This is a genomic window from uncultured Roseobacter sp., assembly GCF_947492555.1.
Taxonomy (GTDB): Bacteria; Pseudomonadota; Alphaproteobacteria; order Rhodobacterales; family Rhodobacteraceae; genus Roseobacter.
Genome location: NZ_CANLNE010000007.1, coordinates 14,028 through 30,746, shown reverse-complemented (window position 1 = coordinate 30,746; position 16,719 = coordinate 14,028). Strand labels below are relative to the sequence as shown.

General features: G+C 56.1%; 18 protein-coding genes. 1 reads left to right on the top strand and 17 read right to left on the bottom strand.

The genetic code is table 11. The annotated features are described in order from the left end of the window. Positions 1-4: 4 nt before the first annotated feature. The 5 genes from Q1A07_RS21020 to Q1A07_RS21000 all read right to left on the bottom strand — a co-directional run bounded on the left by Q1A07_RS21020 (position 5) and on the right by Q1A07_RS21000 (position 5,796). The gene (locus Q1A07_RS21020; RefSeq protein WP_299784333.1) at positions 5-529 is read right to left on the bottom strand and encodes a hypothetical protein; all 525 of its coding nucleotides are present in this window, start codon (positions 527-529) and stop codon (positions 5-7) included. Continuing rightward, positions 526-2,457, bottom strand: coding sequence for a hypothetical protein (locus Q1A07_RS21015; RefSeq protein WP_299784331.1), 1,932 nt, complete (start codon positions 2,455-2,457; stop codon positions 526-528). The genes Q1A07_RS21020 and Q1A07_RS21015 overlap by 4 nt, the downstream gene beginning before the upstream one ends. Next, positions 2,444-2,650: a hypothetical protein gene (locus Q1A07_RS21010; RefSeq protein ID WP_299784329.1), complete on the bottom strand. Its 207-nt coding sequence runs from the start codon at positions 2,648-2,650 to the stop codon at positions 2,444-2,446. The genes Q1A07_RS21015 and Q1A07_RS21010 overlap by 14 nt, the downstream gene beginning before the upstream one ends. After that, positions 2,647-4,539, bottom strand: a complete 1,893-nt coding sequence (locus tag Q1A07_RS21005; RefSeq protein ID WP_299784327.1) for a DEAD/DEAH box helicase family protein — start codon at positions 4,537-4,539, stop codon at positions 2,647-2,649. The genes Q1A07_RS21010 and Q1A07_RS21005 overlap by 4 nt, the downstream gene beginning before the upstream one ends. Positions 4,540-4,647: 108 nt before the next feature. Continuing rightward, a complete protein-coding gene (locus Q1A07_RS21000; RefSeq protein WP_299784325.1) occupies positions 4,648-5,796 on the bottom strand; it encodes a bifunctional 2-polyprenyl-6-hydroxyphenol methylase/3-demethylubiquinol 3-O-methyltransferase UbiG in 1,149 nt (382 codons plus the stop codon). A 23-nt stretch (positions 5,797-5,819) separates the two neighbouring features. Between Q1A07_RS21000 and Q1A07_RS20995 the strand changes: the two genes are divergently transcribed. Continuing rightward, positions 5,820-6,413 carry a DUF4007 family protein gene (locus Q1A07_RS20995; protein ID WP_299784323.1) on the top strand — a complete coding sequence of 198 codons (594 nt, stop codon included), beginning with the start codon at positions 5,820-5,822 and terminating at the stop codon, positions 6,411-6,413. A gap of 111 nt (positions 6,414-6,524) precedes the next feature. Here the strand turns inward: Q1A07_RS20995 and Q1A07_RS20990 are convergent, their stop codons facing one another. From Q1A07_RS20990 to Q1A07_RS20935, 12 genes are read right to left on the bottom strand one after another with little or no spacing between them, the layout of a single operon-like run. Then, on the bottom strand, positions 6,525-7,511 hold the full coding sequence (locus Q1A07_RS20990; RefSeq protein ID WP_299784321.1) for an ATPase, T2SS/T4P/T4SS family: 987 nt from the start codon (positions 7,509-7,511) through the stop codon (positions 6,525-6,527). Then, on the bottom strand, positions 7,508-8,929 hold the full coding sequence (locus Q1A07_RS20985; protein ID WP_299784319.1) for a TrbI/VirB10 family protein: 1,422 nt from the start codon (positions 8,927-8,929) through the stop codon (positions 7,508-7,510). The genes Q1A07_RS20990 and Q1A07_RS20985 overlap by 4 nt, the downstream gene beginning before the upstream one ends. Before the next feature lie 3 nt (positions 8,930-8,932). Continuing rightward, positions 8,933-9,664 carry a TrbG/VirB9 family P-type conjugative transfer protein gene (locus Q1A07_RS20980; RefSeq protein ID WP_299784317.1) on the bottom strand — a complete coding sequence of 244 codons (732 nt, stop codon included), beginning with the start codon at positions 9,662-9,664 and terminating at the stop codon, positions 8,933-8,935. A gap of 3 nt (positions 9,665-9,667) precedes the next feature. Next, positions 9,668-10,333, bottom strand: coding sequence for a virB8 family protein (locus Q1A07_RS20975; protein ID WP_299784315.1), 666 nt, complete (start codon positions 10,331-10,333; stop codon positions 9,668-9,670). Further along, positions 10,330-11,343 (bottom strand): type IV secretion system protein, encoded by a 1,014-nt coding sequence (locus Q1A07_RS20970; RefSeq protein ID WP_299784451.1) that lies wholly within the window; start codon positions 11,341-11,343, stop codon positions 10,330-10,332. Before Q1A07_RS20970 ends, Q1A07_RS20975 begins: the two co-directional genes overlap by 4 nt. Beyond that, positions 11,343-11,693 (bottom strand): hypothetical protein, encoded by a 351-nt coding sequence (locus Q1A07_RS20965; RefSeq protein WP_299784313.1) that lies wholly within the window; start codon positions 11,691-11,693, stop codon positions 11,343-11,345. The genes Q1A07_RS20970 and Q1A07_RS20965 overlap by 1 nt, the downstream gene beginning before the upstream one ends. A 44-nt stretch (positions 11,694-11,737) precedes the next feature. Next, entirely contained in the window at positions 11,738-12,511 is a 774-nt protein-coding gene (locus tag Q1A07_RS20960) for a type IV secretion system protein (RefSeq protein ID WP_299784310.1), read from the bottom strand. Then, a complete protein-coding gene (locus tag Q1A07_RS20955; RefSeq protein ID WP_299784308.1) occupies positions 12,508-13,614 on the bottom strand; it encodes a lytic transglycosylase domain-containing protein in 1,107 nt (368 codons plus the stop codon). Before Q1A07_RS20955 ends, Q1A07_RS20960 begins: the two co-directional genes overlap by 4 nt. Then, positions 13,611-13,796: a hypothetical protein gene (locus Q1A07_RS20950; protein WP_299784306.1), complete on the bottom strand. Its 186-nt coding sequence runs from the start codon at positions 13,794-13,796 to the stop codon at positions 13,611-13,613. The genes Q1A07_RS20955 and Q1A07_RS20950 overlap by 4 nt, the downstream gene beginning before the upstream one ends. Continuing rightward, a complete protein-coding gene (locus Q1A07_RS20945; RefSeq protein ID WP_299784449.1) occupies positions 13,787-16,153 on the bottom strand; it encodes a type IV secretion system protein B4 in 2,367 nt (788 codons plus the stop codon). Before Q1A07_RS20945 ends, Q1A07_RS20950 begins: the two co-directional genes overlap by 10 nt. Before the next feature lie 4 nt (positions 16,154-16,157). Further along, on the bottom strand, positions 16,158-16,436 hold the full coding sequence (locus Q1A07_RS20940; protein ID WP_366944121.1) for a VirB3 family type IV secretion system protein: 279 nt from the start codon (positions 16,434-16,436) through the stop codon (positions 16,158-16,160). Then, on the bottom strand, positions 16,436-16,717 hold the full coding sequence (locus tag Q1A07_RS20935) for a TrbC/VirB2 family protein (protein ID WP_299784302.1): 282 nt from the start codon (positions 16,715-16,717) through the stop codon (positions 16,436-16,438). Before Q1A07_RS20935 ends, Q1A07_RS20940 begins: the two co-directional genes overlap by 1 nt. Positions 16,718-16,719: the final 2 nt, after the last annotated feature.

Sequence of the window (16,719 nt, the reverse complement as noted above, 5' to 3'; positions counted from 1 at the left end):
AAAGTTACTGCCCAGTTTCATTTTCGAGTAAAGCTTGGTAGCGAATTAAGAAATTTGACGGATCAGACGGCTTGGCGCCCATATTGCTACGAAGAAGCTCAAAGCCTCCCGCGGCATACAGATTCAGGATGTGCATGCCTTCCGGGGACAAGCGCGTAGGAGAGGCGACTTGAAGAAGCTTCGCGATCGACTTCTCAAGCTGTTGTTCGGAGTAATCTTCAGAATGAAGAGCAGTAACCTCTGCATCAACGAGCAAGCCTGCAATGTACTCGCGGTACGGCTCATATTCATTCGGATAGGTCTGAATGAATATGCCCGCCCGATCAAGCATCTCAGGAGTACCTGTTTTCCTGTAGGTGAGGCCCAGCATGAGTCCTGCATAATAGGCATCAAAGAGAATAAGCGAACCGCGCGCTGCATCTGACGATCTGGTTCTGCTGAACATTCTTTGATCGATGTAGCCAAAGTAGCCGCGTGCGGCTTCGTGGAGCACAAACCCACGTGCACGTGTGACCAGTTCAGAACTCATGAGGACACCGCTCCGCTTTGGAATTGGAAGAAGGTGCTCTTGCTTTCATCTATGAGAACGGATCCGTCAGCTTGATTGATTGAGGCAGTGACAAACTGCGTGTCTGTTCGTTTCTCAAACGAGTCTGCGAAACCTTCACGCTCACTGGAGATAACGAAGACAATTAATTGATCGAATATCTTGGGAATGAGAGCCCCAACGTTTTGCCGGAGAACAAGGTCCAGAGAGACTGCAGGGGAATCTACAATGAACGGCAAGCGCGCCGGGGCTTCTGCCAAAAGGGCTGTCAGAAATGCGTAGCACACCGCAAGTTTTTGGCCCTCGCTGGCGCTGTCTTTCGGGAGGTTTTCTTCATTCACCAAATGAAGGCGGCCATCGATCCTGGAAACACGAATGATCTCGCTATCCAAGATTTTTTCGAGTTGGGAGTTTGTTCGGTCTTTCACGAACACTTGTAGCCGTTCTTTCGCGAGCTTGCGAGCACGTTGAGTTGCACGAATTAACTTGTCCGCGGCTGTGAAGTATCGGTTATTGCCGCTAGCCATTTCGAAAGCCTTACGGCGCTTGCCTTCCTCTTCCTTGCATGCTGGAAGGTTTCTCTTCCAGTCAGCCTCGTGTATCGAGATTGGTACCTCCGTCAAGAATTGCAGAGCCTGAGACTTCCGCGCTTGCTCTGCCTGAAGTGCTTCTCGCTCGGATGTAAGCCTTTCGACCTCCTCCATGCCTGCTTCTGCCTTCTCGATATCCAGCCTAGCGCGTTCCTGAGCTATGCTGGTCAAACGATCCTCAGCTTCACTAAGGTCATTGACGACGGCAGAAAACCAACGGCGGTCGAATCCGTCTTTGAGCTTGTACTTAATATCGTTAATGACTTGGACTTGCTCATCACCAAGATGATCGTCTGCGTGTGAGAGAATGTATTTCCGCTTTGCCTCATCGATCTCTTCACCGCATATACAATTTTTCTTGGTAGCGAGCTCCTCAAAGAACGATTTTGACGAGCGCGGAAGCCGCCTAGTTTCCAATGTGTTGTTGAGTGTTGTAAGTCTTTCTCCAACACGGGAATGAAGGCTTAGCGGCAATCTGAAACTTGAAACCGCTTCGGTTGCGAAACGCGAAATATCATTTCTCGCCTTTTGGTCACGATCTTCGATGTCTTTTTGACGATTCTTAAATGCTTGATCCTCGAGGCCGAGCTCTTCGAGGCGGTCCGTTATCTCTGCGGTCCGACGGTCGATCTTCGCAAGAGATCGATCCAAGCCGTCCTTCTCTTGCGTGAGTTTCGCAAGTATCTCTTTGGCCTCTTCATACTCACGTTCAAGCCGATTGACCGCCGATTGCTCAGATGCGGTGGTGATATCCTTATTCAGCTTTTTTCGATTCTCTTTGAGGACACCAATTTTGTTCACCAGGTCTTCAAAAGCATCGGTCTTGTAAAGGGCTTCAATAGCTCTGTCCGCAGCAGCAGCACCGTCCTTAAGCATGTTTTGCGCAAGTTCGCCGTCGAACACAAACAGCTCGATACTTCTCTCAAGAGCGTCCGCCAATGCGGGGTCGACTGTACTCAGCAGGTGCCCATTCTGCCGTCCGGCTTCGACGGTGGTTGTGTAGAAATAGTGTCGCCCCATCTCGAAATCGCATTCGAGCCGAATGGATAGCCGTTCGCCATAGACTGATAAGTGAAGTTCAAAGTGTCCCTCCTTTGTCGTTCGGTCAGCCTGAAGTGAGGAGATCGACAGCGAAGGATCTAGTTGACCCGTAAGCGCTGAGCGCAAAAGAGCCATCGTTGTCGTTTTGCCGGTTCCGTTTGGCATCTGAACTAAGACATGACGATACTTGTCCGGTTTTAGGGCAATTTTTGCATCGCGCAAATAGCCACGAAGCCCCTTTGCATTCCAGCCAAGAAGAAGAACGTTATTGCTTGTCACTCAAACTGTCCTCTTCAAGTATGACGTCAATTGTGTTTTCGATCCTGTGAGTGGGCGGCATGACATCCAGCGTTGAAATCAGCAGTCGCTCAGTCGATGTCTGAGCTGTGACGCTCACCGAGACGCCTTGCGCCGCTTCGGCAATCGCAAGTGCGATTTCTTCGCTCGCGGTTCTCTTTTTTGGACTCGTCACTGTTCTTCCTTTCGCGTTGCGCTAAGGCTCCGCAGCCAGTCATATCGCTTTACGTCTGTGCTGTCGCTATCGTCATCACAGCCAAAGTCTACAAAGTCTAGCACATGCGCGCGTTTCTCCTCGTTGTTGGGATCTGTACGCAGGCAACGACCAAGCCTCTGAATTGTTTCCAGTTTCGCCCGGGCTGAAGAAAACAGAACGATGTTCTTGACGGACTTAATGTCAATGCCTTCTGATAGCCGGTGGCAACTTACCAGACAGTCCAGTCGCCCGTTCGCAAAATCCAACAAGCGCTGCGCTTCATCACCTTCGTAATATGTTCCGAACACAATTCCTGCATCCATAAGAAGTCTTTGCACAAGCTCACCGTATTTGCGTGTTTCTACAAAGATCAGGGAGCGTTCATAGAGCTCTGGTTTGCTCGTGAGATGCTCATTGAAAGGTTCCAACTTCTCTATCGTAACCTTTCGCACACGAGAAATGTCACGATAGAGTGCTTCGTCGCTCACGACTTCACCTGACGCCCTACGGGCATGGTGGCGCTTGATGATTTTCCGGATTTCGGCCCGATCGTCATCCGACAATTCATACTCTAATGCCGTGTAATCAAATTCGCACAAAATACCGCGTTGAATAGCATCTTCAATTTCAAACTTGAAAATGATGGGGCCGACTTCGTTCTCAATGAAATCGTTTCCAGCTTGATCATACTCCCTTTCAGGGGTCGCACTCAGCCCTAACCGGTAGCTGAGTGGTGACACCAGACCAGAAAGCGTGGTCACCTGTGCCGGCGATCCAAATCCATGAACTTCATCACATACAATCAGCGTTCTCTCTGCTGTCCCTTCAACACTCGAAAGAAACTCCGGCAAGTGGTGCTGCGAAACAAGGAGTAGCCTTCTGCCGCGGCTCGCAACAAACCGCGCTCCTTCGTGATGCGAGCCAAATTGCCGATAGACCCTGCAGTTGCAGTCCGTGACAAGCGCCTGAAACCATTGTTCTAGGAGGTCGTTGCCGCGCATGGTCACGATGACAGTATCGACCAGATCGCGAGTTGTGAGCTTGTCTATGATCCGTAGTGCTGTCCGGGTTTTACCGGTGCCGGTTGCCATTTCGAGCACGCCGTTCTTCTCTGCTAGAAACCTTTCAACTGCCTCATCTTGGTGGCGCCATCTTGTGTCTTTGAGGACCTTTGCTTTCGAATCGCTTTTTGGCCGGTAGAACTGAGCGATATTCCGACGTATAGCCTCGGGGATATCGAAGCATTGGACATTCGGATCAATGTTGTTCCACAGTCTTTCAAAGCGGTTTCGATGGGACTGAACACGTGACGCGTCGCGCGCGTCAGCCCAACTCAAGAAAACATCTAAGCTCTCGAAATTGCGCCTGCCTTGCTCGGTTTCGTTCTGAGAACCGTGGAAGACAACCGCTTCATCCTCACTATCACGAAATATGCCAAGTTTGGGATGGTAGTCTCCACTCAACTTGCCTGTCGTTATAGCAATACGGATGGTCAGAAGCTTTTCCGCGATCATGTATGATAGTGTCTGAACAGGCTTGGAACTTGCGCTTTTTTCGAGCTCATCAACTTCGTCTCTAAGTGCCTGAAGCAGGACGTCGTCTTGGATTGCGTCCGCACCCTGTTTGATCGCTGCCCAATCTTCGGGCTTGAGCTTTGGACTGGTGATCAGCCGCATCTTGCCGCCGTTCCCCGCAAACTCTGCTATGCCGCTTGAAACACGTTGAAGCCAACTCGACGTAAAGTACCCGACACCTCGATCATAGAACACTGAGTGAGCAAGGCATGGATTCATTAACACCTGATCGATGTCATCTAGAGATGTATCCACATCTGAAGGAAAGGTCAGAGATCTTAAAGACTTGCTCATGAAACGATGGTGCAACATGCACACGCAACATGGAAGTCAGATGTGTCTTTCTTGTGCTTTTTCCCTAGCCCAGCACGGCCACGTTATGGGCTATTCAGAGCCGATTGATCAAGTTTTGCTCTCAGTCGATAGCAGGACGCTTTGCCAGGTGATCTCGTCGCGGCCGAGGAGGTCAGGGCGTGTTTCAAGGTATTGTATCTGGAAGCCGTTACTTCCTGCCAGTTCAGTCAGCTCATCCAAAGATACTTCAAAAATTGAGCGTGCCGCGTCTGCCGGACCAAGACGGAGGGTGATGTAGACAAAACCGCTAGGCTTCAACAACGAAGCAATCGTAGAAACAGCGGCCGGGCGGTCCTCCTCGGAGATATGCATCCAAACTGCGCTCAGAACGATGATATCAAACCTCCTTGTATGGCTGCTAATGATGTCCAACCCGGGCAAGGCGTCGCGGACCCATTGAATGGAGCTGTCTTTGTGGGCGTGGCGGGCGATCTGAAGCATGGCGCTCGACGGTTCTGCTGCAACAACCCGATGGCCGAGCAAAGCGAGCCAAGCCGAGTCTCGGCCTGTTCCGGCACCTACATCAAGAATATCCACCCGTGCGTCTGCAAAGCCTTCCTTGAGGATATTCGCGAGACCCGGGTGCGCAGCATCCGCCGAGATGCCTTCATAGCTGTCGGCCAAGTCCAACGCGTGTTGGTCATAATATGCGGATGCCGGAGTTTTCGTCATAGGATTCGCGACCCGAGACCAATCAATTTGAAAACATGTCATGACCAGCAGGCTAAAGCTGGTAAAACACGCGAGGAGGAGCATCGACTGGAATGACCGGCGCACAACCAGAGGTCTGTTGTACCAGCAATCGCCCTTGGCTGAAACAAAGTTTGCGGGTGAACGGGTTTCTAACCAATTGAGCGTCTGCTCTATCACGTAGCGCAGACGCTGAATCACCAAAAATAAACAGGCATTGCCGACAGTTGCCAGGAACAACAGCGCAACTTGAAAGAATGGTGAACCATCTACTTTGGACACCCCGAACCATAATCCACCTGTCAGCGTCATGGAGATGAGTGGAATTTGCCACATCTGGTGGTTGAGGGCGCGAAAGGTTTGGTGGTTCTGCTCGAACGCCAGAGCGCTCAGATCAAGCTCTGGCGAACTTTGCTCCTCTGTCATTTTTTCTTCCTCTTGAATATGCTCGCCTTCGCGATGGCATGGTTGCTGGGCACTGGCATTGAGTGCTTCGATTGTCGTCAAGTCTTAATACGGAGGATCAATGGGTGACTGTATTTTTTCACGGTAATTTTGGATTGAACAGAGAGCGCATGTCTCGTATCTTGGCTAACGCACTCAAACAGCCAACGCTTCGCGACAAAGAGCTTGCAGAGCCCTTCAGATACGGCGCGCCATTTGCTTCCGCGTATCGTTCATGGCTGCATAAATCTGGTGTCATTGAGCTAAGATTTCCGATTGTTTTGACACGCTTTGGAGAGGTTCTTCGCGAGAAGGACCCTGAGTTCCGCAAGGTGCCTACGCTTTGGTTCATTCACCAACAGTTGACAGCGGATCCCGAACGCGCTGAGGCATGGCATTTTTTCATGGGCGAGTTTCGATCTATGTGGACCCAGTTTTCGGTTGCTGACCTGCGAAACGGATTGGTTATGAAGCTTAGCGCGCATGATGCAAAACACTTTGGACCTCAAAGCATGATGATACCGGTCATCGTACGTAAGCTTCTGGAATGCTATACATCCGATGCAGGGCTGGGGCCTCTAGGATTGCTCGAATGTCATTCGGACGAAACTTATGAGTTCTCGAAAAAAGAAGCAGACAAAGCGCTGTCAACACCCCAGAGCTTAGCTGAGGCATATTAAACAATAGCAGGCCATGCTCACCACTTCGCCATCCGCAGAAAGCTTGACAACATTCGTACGAAAAACTCAATCGTGAAAAAAGAATCTCCGAAATTTTGCAGTTTGGTTTAATCAGCGTGTCCCAACAACCAGGACCTCTGAGACGCCGCGTTTACCGCTGTCGCGTCCTAGCTGAACAATGACATCTATCGACCGTCGGATGTAGCTCTGTACCTCGGCGAAGGTCAAAGGTGTCCCGGCCTGCAAGACCATGATCGCCAACCGGTCTATCGCAAGCTCAGCGGTTTCGGCGTGGATTGTTGTCACCGATCCGCCGTGACCCGTGTTGATGGCTTCCAGATATGTCAGCGCTTCAGCACCGCGCAACTCGCCCACAACGATGCGATCCGGGCGCATGCGCAAACTCGCCTGTAGCAGAGCACTTGTTGACCGCTGAGATGTCGGAACACGCTCAGACAACAGGCAAACAGTGTTTGGCTGACCAGGGAAAAGCTCGAAGGCGTCTTCAATGGTGATGAGCCTCTCGTCGTCCGGAACCGATTTCAGCAAATGCCTTGCGAATGTGGTTTTGCCGGTGGACGTCCCACCGCTGACCAAAAGATTCAAACGATGGCGGACGAGCGACGACAAGGCTCTGGAGAGGTCGCTCTTTGCAATTTCCTCGACTTCTGAGAGTCTCGATTGCCGCCGACCATCGAGCGAGACCGGCTTCCCGAACAGATACTCAGGATCGAAGGTTGTCTGGCCACCAACGCCAAATAGCCGAATGGAGATCGCTGCGCCGTGTTCTACCGCGGGTGGCACAACAACCTGGATGCGTAGCGGGCGCTCAAGGTAGTCGATCTTACCTGAAACTAAAGGCGACTTCTGCGACACTCGCGCGCGCGCATCACCAACCAATGTGGCAGCCAGATTTGCTGCTGCGGCCACCTCGACAGTGCGGTCAATTCTCTCCATGGCGTGGGCACCTTGGCGTTCGATCCAGACATTACCATCCGGGTTGATCGCCAACTCGATTATGTCGTCCTTCAGGATCAAATCGCGATAGGGTTCTAGGTATTGCTCGAGATACGAGGAGGGGAGGGACGCTTCGCTCAATAGATCACGATGTCCCTATCGACCAGTACGGTTACCATGGCCCCCTGATCGACGTAGATGGTTGGCGAGATCGAGACCTGATCGGCGATCACCGAACTTGTCGCGTCTTCGAGATCATTGCCGACCTCCTCCAGAACCTCGCGGGTCACTTCGTCTTCCGTGGAATTGGCGGCGACTGCGGGGGCCGCGCCGATAATCGATATCAGAGCAGCTCCTCCAAAGCGTTCGTCGAACTTCGTATCCACCAAACCGGTCAGGCCGGAGCGTCCGAGTTGATCACCCCCGACAGAGGCGATCTGCATGGACGTACCGTCCGGCGTGAGGACGCGCGTCCATAGAATGAGGATGCGTTTCTGGTTCACTTCCACGCCCGATCGATATTGCCCAAACAACCGCGAGCCTCGCGGGATCAGTACTGCGTCGCCGGCGAACGCGTGAACTGGTTCCGCAACGACCGCGACAACGTTTCCGGGCAGGTCACTGTTGATGGCCGTTTGCAGTGCCGCCTGTATGACGGACCCTTGCGCGAGAGTGCGTTCGGGTCGCTCCATCTTCGCCGCCTCATCGATTTCAAGCGGCCGCGCCGCGCCTCTGAGATAGGCTTCGTTTTCATTCAGTGGGATATCTGCGCCTGGCGCGACGTTCTGCAGGCCGCTGGCGTTTGGTGCCGAGACCGATGATCCTGTCGAATAGACTACGGCAGGAGACTGGATCTGGGCCCTCAATAGTTGTTCGGCCTGCTGTTCGGCTTCGCGGCGCTTTTGCTCCTCTTCCTGTCTGCGACGTTCCTCTAGAAGCTGTTGGTCGCGGATCAGGGCGTCATTGGCGCGTTCCGCTTCAAGGGCTTCGCGTTGCGCTCGTTCTGCCTCCAGAAGACTCTGAAGAGAGTTCAGCCGGGTCTCGCTGTCGCGTTCCAGGGCCGCAAGTTTGTCGTCTCGTTCCGCGACAGCGGCTTCGAGGGCTTGTGCTTGATCTGCGAAGGCATTGCGCAGTTCGGTGACGGCTGACTGAATCTCGGCGTTTCGCTCGAGCTGAGTAGCGGCGAGTGCTTCGCGAAGCTCAGCCAGTTCGGCGAGGATATCAGCGCTTGGTTCAGCCGCGGGCGGGATCGGTTCCGGGACCTCAAGGGCTTCTTCCACAGCGATAAGGGCATCGTTCACGCGCTGGTCCGCTTCATCGGCAGGAAATTCCAGCCGACCACCATTTGAGATACCGTCATTCTGAAATGGCTCGACATCCGAAGTCTCTAGTTGGTCTGGATCCGCTTGCCAGTCAGTCGCCAGAAAATACGCAACGCCCGCACCGCCGAGGCCGAGAGCGAGCGCCAGGGCAGTGACACCGAATCCCGATCTGGGTTTGGAGCGTTTTGCCTTGCTGAATGTATCCAGCCGGTTCTTAAAGTTGGGATCATCCGACATGGCTCAGTTGCTCACGTATATCGCGGAGGCGTCTCGGTAGATGCAGAGCGCTTCTTCACCCAGCCGCAGTGTCCAGAAGTCGTTGACACCGGAGACGCGGACGGTGTTGCCGTTCTGGGTCCAATTGACCGTGCGCTCGCGACCGCGGTTGTCAGCCTTGAAGATCGCGGGTTGCCGTCCGCTTGCGGGAAAACTGAAGTAGGTGAACCGACCGTCGTCATAGACCGTGGCCGGGCGAAAGTCGCCTTCTCCGGCGATCTTGTAGTTGTAGTTGCGCGGCGCCTCGAACCCTTTGGGCTGTGCGTTCGTCAGTGTGGCAAGGCGCTCTTCGCCCGGGTAGCGAAACCGCACTTCGAAGAACATGCCCGTGCGACCTGGAATCGAGCCTTCCCGGAGATGGAATGCATAGCTGCGACGGTTGGTGATCACGGTCATGTTGGTCGAAGCATTTTGGACATGCGGCTTGATCGTCAGCACATTGCCAAGCTCGGGAATTGGATCGACCTGAAAGCTTTCGGTGTCTCCCACGATTACAGCCTCGAACCGCTCCCCGTCGCCAAACTGGATCGTGGTCGAGTGCCGCAGATCCGTCTCGATACGGAACACCTGTTGCTCGTCGTAGACCGCATATCGTATGCGGATATCTTTCGGCCCACCCTGAGGCGTGGCTTCCGAAAGTACTTGGGAAGGTGCCAGAGCCAAAAGCAAACAGGGCAGGGCGGTGCGCAGCTTCATCACTCAGTTCTCCAACGTTTCGGCGTCGACTCGGTAAGACGTGACGACAAACCCGAGCGGGTTGGCCCAGACCTGCTGCAACCGCTGGCGGGTTTCCGGGCGAAACTCGTAACGCAGCGTGGCCACGTAGGGCCGTGTCACAGTTCTGTTGTCACGCGGTTTTCGAAGCGTTTTCATGAACCGCACCTGCGCCACCCCGGGTTCGACCTGGTTCACAGACCGGATGACCACATCGATCTTCGCGTCCCGTCCATAGACTGAGATCGGATAGTCAGGATTGGTCGAAGACCAAAGATCGCGAAGAGTGCGCGCGGCGTCTTCGTCAGACCGTTGAAGGACCGAATTGATCCGTTCTTCGCCGTCGGTCAGATCGTAGGTTTCACGATCATCCACGTATGCGACCAGGTTGGCCTGAATGATCGCATCACTTTCGTCGAGGCTGAGCGCCTCGACGGCGGCAACGCGGTCCATTTCGCCAGTTTCCTTGTCGACGACGACGACGAAGGTCTCGACCGTCTTGAGCGGGAACAAAGCAACGGCCCCGACGAAACCGACCAAACCGACGATCACACCAGCGGCGGCAACAAAATAGGCAAAACGCTCGCGCCTGCGTGGACCAAAGATGAAGTCGGCCTCGAAGGCGTCCTGATCGAACTCCGCGCGGGTCATGTCTTGCGAAAGGATTTTGTCAGAGCGAGCGCGGCGGCAGGCGTACGTCGGATCAATTCGTTGCTCTTCGTGGCCGCGCCGCTGACACCGCGCCGGAGTTCGTAGGGTGTCCTGCCGGTCAAGATGCGTCCGGCACCACCCGCGCCATACTCTCCAGCGTTGACCACGCCGCGTCGCGCCAATCCCGTCAGGCCGATCGCATTCGAGGCGATGCCCATGACACCTGTGAGGTTGGATGCGATGAACGGGACGGCGGCCATCACGCCAGCTGACAGGAGCAAGATCACGAGGAACGGCAGGATAAGGCTGACCGTTTCGACGTTGTCCGGGTCGGCGGAGGCGTCGCCAATAGACTCAGCGATGGCGACGATGATCCCGGCGGCCCCGGCGGCGGCCACTGGCATCAAGGCATAGCCGATGGTGGCACGGGTCCAGGCTTCGAAAAGCGATTGGGTCGGTTTGAAGAGCGACGTCAGGATCATGAAGGGCGCGATGACGATCATCAGTGTGAAAACGATACGCGCATAGGCGATGATCCCGGCGGTGACGGCTGCGAAGATGGCGGACAGAACGAAGAAAATCGCTCCGAGCACTGCGCCAAACACCCAGCCTGCACGGTCGCCGATGGCGTCACCATAGGCGGTGATCCGGTTCACCATGCTGTCGAGGCTTTCGTAGACCCCTGCTTCATTCCCGGAATCCGTAAGCGCGAGAATCGATGCACCAATACTTTCTGGGACTTCTGTGACAATCGTGTACACGACTTGGAAGTTGTCCCAACTCTGGGCAAATATTCCAATCAAAGCGATCTTTATTCCAAAAGCAAAACCACTTCCAAAGGTCATCGGTCTGATTTGCATCACTACATTGATGCCGATCAAGATGAGCAAGACAGCTGACCCAATCGAAAGAACATCACCGACGGCACCTGCAGAAGAGACAAATCCATCCTGCGAAACCGTATCGATGGCGTCATCGACTTGTTCGAGTATGTCCCTTATTATTCCCATCAGTCTGCCGAGCATGCCGCAGTGCGGGCTTCCTCGAACTCAGTTGCCATTTCGTCCAATTTAACGACGTCAAACGGCAAGCGCGGGTTGCCAGAGATGACAAATTCTTCGGAACGTTCAACGACCTCCCGCCACGAAAACTCCGCGATCTGGCAGTCGCAGCCACCCGTTTCCCTCCAATGTTCTGTAGCGATGATGCGCAAAATCGCGCGGTAGCCGTTACGAATGTATGCGGTTTCCGCAAGGTCCTTCGGCGGCCGCGGAGCTTTGCATTCTGTTTGGTCATCGGTCGGTTGCACCATGGTTTCGAACCCACCTTGGGAGGTTTGAGCGCTCAGCGTCAGCGGCATGCAGACCAGCGTAAGCGCGGTCAGGGAAATGGGAGCCACTCGGATCATTTTGGCACCTCCATTGAGCGGAATTTTCGCTCCTCGGCGAGGGTCGCGGCGTCAACGACACCCAACTGCCCGCCATTGACGCCGGCGGCGGCTTCCAGACGCCAGATCTGCGTGAGGATGATGCCGAGTTCGGCGGTCACGCGCGTGTTGAGATCGACCGCCGCTTTCAGACCGCCTTGGTCGTCGATCAGCCCCACCATGGTCTCAAGACGGCCAAGGCTTTCCCCGGCTTCGACATGGCTTTCTTGGGCGGCAACCGACAGCATCGCGCTGGACCCGGCTTGCGTTGCGATCCGATTGTCTGCGGGCTCATCGCTGGTCGCCAGGGATGTCAGGCGCTCTTGTGTGAACCCGCTACCGGACAGAACCCGTTCAACGGCAGCATCCAGCTCCGCCCCCGGTCGAAAGCCGCTCAGAAAGTCACCGCTCGAAATGGCTTCAGCTGTCGCGAGTGGTGCTGTCAGCTTGCCACGGACCCTCTCGAACTCTTCGACGGTCGCAAAGAGTTGGCCCAATTCATTGCCATCGATGAGAGAGGCCAGTTGGTCCTCGAGGTTCAGAAGCTGGCTCAATTGCGTTTCCAACTCCTGCCGCATCGTCGCGAGCTGTTGCAGCTGGACATTCAGATCCTCCGCCATGTGTTCGAGCTGCAAGACCAATTGTCGAAGGTTCGAATTGTCGAATGTCGGGACACCTTGGGCATCGGCTTGATCTGCGGGTGTGACGGCGAGAAGGGTGGCGAAGGCGGTGCCGAAGGTCTTTCCTTTCATCTGATTGCTCCCATGCGCATGAAGTCGCGCTCAGAGAGCCGGTCCGCGGCCAGATGTTGGCCATGGGCTGCCTCGCGCTGACGGTTGGCAGCCATCAGACGAACGCGAAGGTTGAGAATGCGGCCGATTTCGGCCTTGGCGTAGGTATTGAGTTCGAAGGCCCGCTTGATATCCGGCGTCTCGTCGATCTGCCGGATGATCGAGGCGAGCCGATTGATGACTTGCTCGGTCGTGGCGTGGCTATCGGCGGCGTAGTATACACTGGCTTCTGAGATGCTGCTGTACTCCGCAAGCGCCATGTCCGACGGTGAAAGCGTGCCGAGCGCATCCGCTCCACCGACAACGGCGAGGTATTCGTTGTAGAACCGCGAGATATTCCGGACATAGCCCTGGGTTTCGGCAAAGGGTGGCACGCCGCCATATTCATGGACCCGTCCGGGTCCGGCATTATAGGCGGCAAGTGCATGCGGGATGTTCCCGAAGGTATTCAGCTGCGTCGTAATGTACCTCGCGCCGCCGCGGAGGTTGTCCATAACATCGTATCGATCAACACCCATGTCAGACGCTGTTCCCGGCATGAGCTGCGTCAGGCCATAGGCGCCCACGGGGCTTTGCGCGGTGACGCTGAACCGGCTTTCCTGTTTGATCAGCGCCTGGAAAAGGCAACGCCACTGGGTGGACGAAAGACCGGCCCGCCGCACACCCGCTGATCCGGCATATTCATCGGCCACCCGCACAATCATCATCTCGACGGTCTCGCGTCCCTCCCCGAAGAGGCGGTTGTCCATGGGATGATTTGCGGCAACGGGGTAGACATCGCCCGCAGGGAAGTCCGCGTTTCCTTCCAGCGCGCGAATGTCGAGCCCCGGGCCGGTGAGCGCGGCTGACATCGCCTCCAGCACCCGAAGCTGATCGGATTGAACCGATGAGAGCGTTTCTCCCGTGTTCAGTTGGTCGCGCTGTGCCTCCATATCGTCCCCCAGTTTCGAGAGGATGGTGAAAAGTTGCCCAAGCCCTGTGTTGTCTTGCGTTGGCACGCCTTGCGCTTGGGCGAGGGGCGTCGAGCAGACCAGAATGGCAATGAGAGAGGCCGCCGGTTTCATGGGCTGCGCCCGATCGCTTCGAAGTCGCAGTCCTTGGTGCCTTGCGCCGCAAAGGAGAAAACTTCTGTACTGGCTCTGCTCACGGCAGGCGCGCCGTCGCGGCCAAAGCATGGCGAGGTGGCATCCGTATAGCGTTCACAGGCGGCAAGCATCGTCGCCAAAAAGATCAGAGCTAATCGCATAGCTGCCTCCAGAATTCAGGAGAGCTGCGCCAGTTGTTGCCAAGCTGCGCCTCAGCGGATCGACCTCCTCCCAAAATGTTAAGAAGCGGCCCAAGCGCTGAGAGGTCTGCATCGACAAAGACGCTGTCACCTGCGGATCGCACCAGCGCGATACGCTGACCTGCTGTGGGCCTTGTCAGCAGCTCGGCCTCCTTTTCGTTCACGCGCAGGAAGTCGTAGTCGGAGGGGGTCGCCCGCTCGTTGGGGAAGAGTATCTGCGTGGGTACCGTCTCGATGATGGTCTTGCCGACCCGAGCCTCTCGCAATTGACTGGGGTATTGGGTCATCATCACGACGACGCAGTTCATCTTGCGGAGGGTGACGAGCCAGTTTTCGAGCCTCGCCGCGAAATAGGGATCGTCGAGAAGCTTCCAGGCTTCGTCCAGAACAATCACTGTCGGTTGGCGATCTTCCACGACCCGCTCGATCCGGCGCAGGATGTAGGACAAGACAGCCATACGCTCGGTCGACATGTCGAGGATCTCGGTCATGTCGAATCCGACAATGTCGCCGTCCATGTGCAAGGCATCGTTGTCCTGCGGCATATCGAAGACCCAGCCATAACGACCGCCCGGTGCCCATTCCCCAACACGCGCCTGCAACTCACCATCATCGTCGAGCGATTGGAACAAGGTCTGGAACGAGACAAACTGTTGCAGCGAGGGGCCGGCATCCGCATTCTGCGACACCGCGCTCTGAATGTGCCGAGACTGCTCTCCGGACAGATCGCCTGCCTGCGCCAGAAGCGTCGCCAGCCAGTCCGACAGCCAGGCCCGTCCGCGTTCATCCGTTTCTGTCTGCAGCGGATTGAGGCCGGTTGGGATACCGGCAAGGATCGTATTGTAGTGACCGCCCAGGGCGCGCACCGCCATCTCGAGCCCGCGATCCTTGTCGAAGAAAAACAGCCGAGCGCCGACCCGCTGCGCTTGGGCGGCGAGAAAAGCAGTCGTGAGGGTCTTGCCACTGCCCGTGCGACCCAGAACAAGCGTGTGGCCAACGGTCGGTTCGCGCTCGGGCGATCCGGATTCGTGGAAGTTGAAGCCGTAGGCAGAGGTGCCCGTCGTCGGGAAGACTGTCACGCGCGATCCCCACGGCGTCTCTCGATCCGAACGTCCTTCGACGCATCCATGCAGCGCCGAGAAATCCGCAAAGTTGATCGTGGAGATCGGTGTCTTTCGGGCACGGTAGCCGTAGTTACCGGGAGCCTGCCCAAAATAGGTTGCCTTGAGCGCCATATTCGCTCGCACGATCACGGCCATGATTTCCTGCCCCAGACGTTTGATCTCGGCTGCGGCCTGTTCGAGCGTCGGTTGATCGGGCGCGTAGACAGCGATGGACAGGTGATGATCGCCGAACGCAATGCGCCCGGCTTCCTGGTCATCGGCCGCTTCCATGAGTTGATCCCGCAAGGAGACTGCCGCGTCATCGGCGGCCCGCATCTGCCGAACGATCCGTTGAATCCGTTCCGCCATGATATTGGTGGGGATCGGCGTGAAGGAATTCGTCAGCACGACATCAAGCGGAAGGTCGAGACCGTCAAACAGAGAGACATCGGTGAGTGCAGGATAGCTCTTGATGCTGAAGAGGGCCCCATACCGTGTCTCGCCCGTCGTGCCACATGTGATCCGAGCCGTATCTCCGTCAAAAGTCGCTCGGCAGGACCCAAGCGCGTAGGCCAGGGGCAGGGGGGCGTTCGGTCGGGCAATCGGGGCGTATTGGCCGGTGAGCAGCGTCGCAAGAAACCCGAGCCATTCGCCGGATGTGTTGTCGAGACGAACGGGTTTTGCAGGCCCAAGCGCAGTCTCAAAAAACCCGGCCACTTCATCGAGTTCCCGCGCACGGCCCGCGCGGTCTTTCATCCAGGTTCGCTTGGCAAAGGCGTTGAGCAGCGGGACCCGTGCCCCGATCTCCGGACGTCGCAAGATGCTGAGATAGAGTTGCGGCTTTTTGGGCGCGAGTTGCGCGATGTGATCTTGCCAGCGTCGGTCGATCTCCGCTGCAAAGCCGTCGCCTTGTACAGGACGCATCGCGAGCTTCTGAGGGACAAATATGCGATGGACATAGAAGCCGTAGAGATTGCCCGTTTGCGCGATGACCGCCGCGACCGCGCGTTTCACGGCATCAAGATCGGCGTCCGGCGTTGTCGCTGCTGATAGACCCTCAAGACGGAGGGTGGCCATCAGATCGCCCTCCCGCAAGACCATGACGTCGCGTTTGGCGAAGGCGACGTAGGGCAAATGCTCGGCGAGATGGCTTTCGCGTGCCAGGGCGGTGCCGCTGGTTTCAATGACCGCCGGGCTGGGCTTTGCGTATTTCATCCCGTCAAGCGCCATAGCTGTCTCCGCCGTGAAGCGCTCGATTGCGCGTACCGCGCACCGTGCCGTAGGAGACGCGCAGGACTTCGAAGAAATGCGGCTCCTTGTCGGCAACAAACCAGAGGACAGGATAGGCGAGCGCACCGACCAGAAAGAAGACCAGTGACTTCGTCCAGATAAAGGGCAGGACCACGCCAAGCGTGAGCACGACGAGATATCCGACCGGCAAGCCGAGATATTTCGGCGGACGGGCCAACCCGAGAAAGAGAGGGGATCGCATGGCCATCAGGTAAACCCGTCAACGATGGTGCCCGCGGAGAAGATCAAGACGATCCCGATCACCACGGAGGCGAACCATCCCCAGTTGAGCCGCCCCATCATGCACATGAAGCCAGTGCCGATGACGGCGAGCGTCGCGACCGCGATGCCGATTGGGCCGGTGAGCGCCGCTTCGATTGTCTCGAGCATCGTCTGGATGGGGGAGAGGTCCTGGGCGAGGGCAGGGGAGGCCCATAAGGCCAGAAGGCCAACGAGTGGAGGCAGGTATCCTGGGGGCAATCTTCGCATCG

What these genes read in the sequence shown, in the direction of transcription:
- Q1A07_RS21020 (WP_299784333.1), bottom strand. Translation starts at nt 529, where the DNA reads ATGAGTTCTGAACTGGTCACACGTGCACGTGGGTTTGTGCTCCACGAA.
- Q1A07_RS20980 (WP_299784317.1), bottom strand. Translation starts at nt 9,664, where the DNA reads ATGAAGCTGCGCACCGCCCTGCCCTGTTTGCTTTTGGCTCTGGCACCT.
- Q1A07_RS20960 (WP_299784310.1), bottom strand. Translation starts at nt 12,511, where the DNA reads ATGAAAGGAAAGACCTTCGGCACCGCCTTCGCCACCCTTCTCGCCGTC.
- Q1A07_RS20965 (WP_299784313.1), bottom strand. Translation starts at nt 11,693, where the DNA reads ATGCCGCTGACGCTGAGCGCTCAAACCTCCCAAGGTGGGTTCGAAACC.
- Q1A07_RS20945 (WP_299784449.1), bottom strand. Translation starts at nt 16,153, where the DNA reads ATGAAATACGCAAAGCCCAGCCCGGCGGTCATTGAAACCAGCGGCACC.
- Q1A07_RS20940 (WP_366944121.1), bottom strand. Translation starts at nt 16,436, where the DNA reads ATGGCCATGCGATCCCCTCTCTTTCTCGGGTTGGCCCGTCCGCCGAAA.
- Q1A07_RS20935 (WP_299784302.1), bottom strand. Translation starts at nt 16,717, where the DNA reads ATGCGAAGATTGCCCCCAGGATACCTGCCTCCACTCGTTGGCCTTCTG.
- Q1A07_RS20985 (WP_299784319.1), bottom strand. Translation starts at nt 8,929, where the DNA reads ATGTCGGATGATCCCAACTTTAAGAACCGGCTGGATACATTCAGCAAG.
- Q1A07_RS20950 (WP_299784306.1), bottom strand. Translation starts at nt 13,796, where the DNA reads ATGCGATTAGCTCTGATCTTTTTGGCGACGATGCTTGCCGCCTGTGAA.
- Q1A07_RS20975 (WP_299784315.1), bottom strand. Translation starts at nt 10,333, where the DNA reads ATGACCCGCGCGGAGTTCGATCAGGACGCCTTCGAGGCCGACTTCATC.
- Q1A07_RS21005 (WP_299784327.1), bottom strand. Translation starts at nt 4,539, where the DNA reads ATGAGCAAGTCTTTAAGATCTCTGACCTTTCCTTCAGATGTGGATACA.
- Q1A07_RS20970 (WP_299784451.1), bottom strand. Translation starts at nt 11,343, where the DNA reads ATGGGAATAATAAGGGACATACTCGAACAAGTCGATGACGCCATCGAT.
- Q1A07_RS20955 (WP_299784308.1), bottom strand. Translation starts at nt 13,614, where the DNA reads ATGAAACCGGCGGCCTCTCTCATTGCCATTCTGGTCTGCTCGACGCCC.